The organism is Micromonospora antibiotica (assembly GCF_017599305.1).
In the GTDB taxonomy this organism is placed as follows: domain Bacteria; phylum Actinomycetota; class Actinomycetes; order Mycobacteriales; family Micromonosporaceae; genus Micromonospora; species Micromonospora antibiotica.
Window position 1 is genome coordinate 1 of the sequence record NZ_JAGFWR010000053.1, and the last position, 5,427, is coordinate 5,427.

1 protein-coding gene is annotated in these 5,427 nt (G+C 73.8%); it reads left to right on the plus strand.

The window, feature by feature from the left end:
* Nucleotides 1–18 precede the first annotated feature (18 nt).
* Nucleotides 19–5,427, plus strand: a 5,409-nt coding sequence (locus JQN83_RS32520; protein WP_208570983.1) for an SDR family NAD(P)-dependent oxidoreductase, incomplete at its 3' end; no start/stop codon positions are given.

The following is a 5,427-nucleotide window of genomic DNA, read 5'->3' on the forward strand; positions in this document are numbered from 1 at the left end:
GAGGGTGGTGTGGGTCGGGTGTTGTTGTCGTTGGGTGAGGCGTTTGTTGCGGGGGTGGAGGTTGATTGGGGTCGGGTCGTTCCGGAGGCTGTCCGGGTCGACCTGCCCACCTACCCCTTCCAGGGCCGCCACTACTGGCTGAACCCGACCGCACCCGGCGGGGCCGACGTCTCGCACGCCGGTCTGACCGCCGTCACCCACCCGCTGCTCGGCGCGGTCGTCGAGCTGGCCGGCAGCGCCGTCACCGGGCTCACCGGCACCCTCTCCCTCGCCGCCCAGCCCTGGCTGGCCGAGCACGCCGTCGGCGACACCGTGCTGCTGCCCGGCACCGCGTTCGTCGAGATGGCGCTGCGTGCGGGCGACGAGGTCGGCTGCGACCACGTCGACGAGCTGACCCTCCAGGCGCCCCTGGTGCTGACCGACCGCACGCCGGTGCACGTCCGGGTGGAGATCGACGAGCCGGCCGGGGACGGTCGCCGCGAGGTGAGCATCCACTCCCGGGCCGCCGACGTCGACCTCGGTACCGCCTGGACCTGCCACGCCACCGGCACGCTGGCCCCCGAAGCCACCGACCCCGCCGCCCCGGCGCACCCTGCGGTGTGGCCGCCCCAGGGAGCCACCGCCGTGGACGTGCGCGACGCGTACGACGAACTGGCCGACGGCGGCTACCGCTACGGTCCCACCTTCCAGGGGCTGACCGCGATGTGGCAGCGCGGTGACGAGGTGTTCGCCGACGTGCTGCTCCCGGAGGCGGCCCACGCCGACGCCGCCTGCTTCGGCCTGCACCCGGCGCTGCTGGACGCGGCGCTGCACGCGGTGCTCATCCGTGACCGGCTGGCCGGCAGGGACGACCTACGGTTGCCGTTCGCCTGGCAGGGCGTCACGCTCGCCGCCGCCGGGGCCTCCATGCTGCGGCTGTCGCTGCGTCCCACCGCGACCGGGGCGATCACCCTGACCGCCGCCGACGGCGCCGGCCAGCCGGTGCTCACCGTCGAGTCGTTGACCTTCCGCGAGGTCGACCCGGCCCGACTCGGCACGGCCGCCCGGCCCGACGCGCCCCCGTTGTACGGCCTCGACTGGGTCACCGAGCCCACCGCCGACCCGTCGCCGCTGCGGTGCGCCCTGCTCGGGCCGGACCCGTTCGGTCTGGGCGCGGTGCTGACCGACGTCGACCACTACGCCGATCTGCCCGCCCTGGTGGCCGCCGGACGGCAGGTCGACGTCGTCGTGGTGACCCGGCCCGACGCCCCGCAGGGCCCGGCCGTCGACGCGGCGCACGGTGCCGCCAGCTGGGCGCTCACCCTGGCCCAGGAGTGGCTCGCCACCGAGGACCTGGCCGATGCCCGGCTCGCCGTGGTGAGCCGGTACGCGGTCACCACCGACGCGGGCACGACAGTGTCCCCGCCGGCCCAGGCCACCGCCTGGGGGTTGCTGCGCTCGGCGCGGACCGAGAACCCGGGCCGGTTCCTCCTGCTCGACCTGGACGACGACCCCCGTTCGCTGACCGCGCTGCCGGCCGCCCTCGCCACCGACCGGTCCGAACTGGCCGTCCGCGGCGGGGAGCTGCGGGTGCCCCGGCTGGCCCCGGTGCGCCCCGGCGTGCTGCCGGTGTCCGGGGGCGACTGGCGACTGGACGGCACCGGGTCGGGCAGCGTGGACGGTCTCACCATCGTGGCGGGGCAGACCCCGGTCACCGGGTCGGCCGCCCTCGCCCCGCACGAGGTCCGGATCGCGGTACGGGCCGCCGGCCTGAACTTCCGTGACGTCCTGATCACCCTCGGCGTCTACCCCGGCGAGGCCCGGATGGGCATCGAGGGTGCCGGTGTGGTGACCGAGACCGGCACGGCGGTCACCGACCTGCGGCCCGGGGACCGGGTGATGGGCATGGTGGCGGAGTCGTTCGCCGGCACCGCCACCGTGGACCACCGGCTGCTCGTGCCGATCCCGGCCGGTTGGTCGTACGCCCAGGCCGCCGCGGTACCGATCGTCTTCGCGACCGCCTACTACGGACTCGTCCACCTGGGCGGCCTACGCGCCGGGGAGTCGGTGCTGATCCACGCCGCAGCCGGTGGCGTCGGGATGGCCGCCGTGCAGCTGGCCCACCAGCTCGGCGCAACGGTGTACGCCACGGCCAGCCCCGCCAAATGGGCGGCGGTACGGGCCCTCGGCGTCCCCGCCGAGCGGATCGCCTCGTCGCGTACCGACGGGTTCGAGGCGACCTTCCGGGCCGCTGCCCCGGGTGGCGTCGACGTCGTGTTGAACAGCCTGGCCGGCGACCTGCTCGACGCGTCGTTGCGCCTGCTCGCCGACGGCGGCCGGTTCGTCGAGATGGGCAAGACCGACCTGCGTGACCCGGACCGGGTCGCCGGGGACCACCCCGGCCGCCGTTACCAGGCGTTCGACCTGATCGAGGTCGGTCGCCAGGACCCGGACCTGATCCAGCACATCCTGACCGAGATCGTCGACCGCTTCGCCCGGGGGACGCTGACCCACCTGCCGTCGAGGTGCTGGGACGTCCGGTCGGCCGCCGACGCGTTCCGCCAGCTCAGCCAGGCCCGCCAGATCGGCAAGGCGGTGCTGACCGTACCGGCCGCCTGGGACCCCGACGGCACCGTCCTGATCACCGGGGGCACCGGTACGCTCGGCGGCCTGCTCGCCCGCCACTTGGTCACCCGCCACGGCATGCGGCACCTGCTGCTGGCCAGCCGCCGTGGCCCGGCGGCCCCCGGCGCCGCCGAGCTGGTCGGCGAACTCACCGGCCTCGGGGCGACGGTCGAGGTCGCCGCCGTCGACGTGGCCGACCGGGACGCCCTGGACGCCCTGCTGGCCGGTGTCCCGGCGGCGCACCCGTTGACGGCCGTGGTGCACACCGCCGGGGTGCTCGACGACGCCCTGGTCCCCGCGTTGACCGACGAGCGGGTCGCGGCGGTGCTGCGTGCCAAGGCCGACGCCGCGTGGCACCTGCACGAGGCCACCCGCCACCGTGACCTGGCCGGGTTCGTCCTCTTCTCCTCCATCATGGGTCTGCTCGGCAACGCCAGCCAGGCCAACTATGCCGCGGCGAACGTGTTCCTGGACGAGCTGGCCCACGCCCGCCGTGCCGAGGGACTCCCGGCGACCGCCCTGGCCTGGGGCTTCTGGGACCAGCGCAGTGAGATGACCGGGCAGCTCGGTGACATCGACGTGGCCCGGATCGCCCGCCTCGGCCTGGCCCCGCTGACCGTCGAGGACGGCCTGGCCCTGTTCGACGCCGCGCTCACCGCCGACCGGCCGACGGCCGTCCCGGCCCGGCTCGCCCTCGACGCCCTGCGCTCGCCGGCGGCCGGTGCCGTCCCGGAGCTGCTCACCAGCCTGGTGGGTCGGCGTGAGCGTCGGGTCGCGGCGGCCCGGGTGACGGGCAACGCCCTGGCCGAACAGCTCATCGCGCTGCCCACCGCGGAAGGCGACCAGTTGCTGGTCGAGCTGGTCCGGCAGACCGCCGCCGCGGTGCTCGGTCACGCCTCCGCCGCCCAGGTCCCGGCCCCGGCGAAGTTCAAGGACCTCGGCTTCGACTCGCTCTCCTCGGTGGAGCTGCGTAACCGGCTGAGCGCGGCCACCGGCAGCCGGCTCTCCGCAACCATGGTGTTCGACCACCCCACCCCGACCGCAGTGGCGGCGTACCTCAGGGACGAACTGCTCGGCGGCCGGCCGGCGGTGACGGACGCGCCGCTGCCCACCCGGACCGCGACCGACGACGACCACGTCGCGATCGTCGGCATGGCCTGCCGGCTGCCCGGCGGCGTGGGTTCACCGGACGAGCTGTGGGAGTTGCTGACCACCGGCGGCGACGCGATCGGCGAACCGCCCAACGACCGTGGCTGGGACCTCGTCGACCTCTTCGACGCCGACCCGGACCGTCCCGGCAAGACCTACGTGCTCGACGGCGGGTTCCTGCCCGAGGCGGGGGAGTTCGACGCCGGCTTCTTCGGCATCTCGCCCCGCGAGGCGCTGGCGATGGACCCGCAGCAGCGGCTGCTGCTGGAGACCTCGTGGGAGGCGCTCGAGCGGGCCGGGATCGTGCCGGAGGCCCTGAGCGGCTCTGCCACTGGGGTCTTCGTCGGCGCGCTCGCCCAGGACTACGGCTCGCCGCTGCACGAGGTGTCCGAGGGCCTGGACGGGCTGCGCCTCACCGGGAGGTCCACGAGCGTCATCTCCGGGCGCGTCGCCTACGCACTGGGCCTGCAGGGCCCGGCGGTGACTGTGGACACGGCGTGTTCGTCGTCGTTGGTGGCGTTGCACCAGGCGGTGGGGGCGTTGCGGTCGGGTGAGGTGTCGTTGGCGCTGGCCGGTGGGGTGTCGGTGATGGCGACCCCCGGCATGTTCGTCGAGTTCTCGCGGCAGCGCGGTCTGTCGGTGGACGGCCGCTGCAAGGCGTTCTCGTCGTCGGCGGACGGCACGGGCTGGGGTGAGGGTGTCGGGGTCGTCGTGTTGGAGCGGTTGTCGGACGCGCGTCGGAACGGGCACCGGGTGTTGGCTGTGGTGCGGGGTAGTGCGGTGAATCAGGACGGTGCGTCGAATGGTTTGACGGCTCCGCATGGTCCGTCGCAGGAGCGGGTGATTCGTCAGGCGTTGGCGAGTGCGGGGTTGTCGGCGGGTGAGGTGGATGTGGTGGAGGCGCATGGTACGGGGACGAGGTTGGGTGATCCGATCGAGGCGCAGGCGTTGTTGGCGACGTACGGTCGGGAGCATTCGGCGGAGCGTCCGCTGTTCCTCGGCTCCCTGAAGTCGAACATCGGTCACACGATGGCGGCGGCGGGGATCACCGGCGTCATCAAGACCGTCCTGGCCATGCGGGCCGGGGTGATGCCGAAGACGCTGCACGTCGACGAGCCGACCACGCACGTGGACTGGTCGTCGGGAACGGTGGAGCTGCTCACCGAGGCGCGGATGTGGGACGGTGACGGGCCGCGTCGGGCGGGCGTGTCGTCGTTCGGGATCAGCGGCACCAACGCGCACGTGATCCTGGAGTCGGTGCCGGAGCCGGTCGTGGTCACTGGCGACGAGCCGGCGGGGCCGGTGCCGTTGGTGTTGTCGGCGCGGTCGGCGGAGGCGTTGCGGGCACAGGCGGTGCGGTTGGCCGGGCTCGTCGAGCGCGGCGAATCGCTGGCCGGAATTGCTTCCGGACTGGTGCGGGAACGTTCCCGGTGGGAGCACCGCGCAGTGGTCGTCGGCAATTCGCGCGCCGAGTTGGTCTCCGGTCTGGCGGCCGTGGGATCGGGTTCCGGTGCGGCGTTGGCCGCTGCGGGGAGTTCCGTTTCCGGTCGGGTGGTGTCGGGTGGGACGGTGTTTGTGTTTCCGGGGCAGGGGTCTCAGTGGTGGGGTATGGGTCGGGAGTTGTGGGAGTGTGATTCTGTTTTTCGGGGTCGGTTTGAGGAGTGTGTGGGGGTG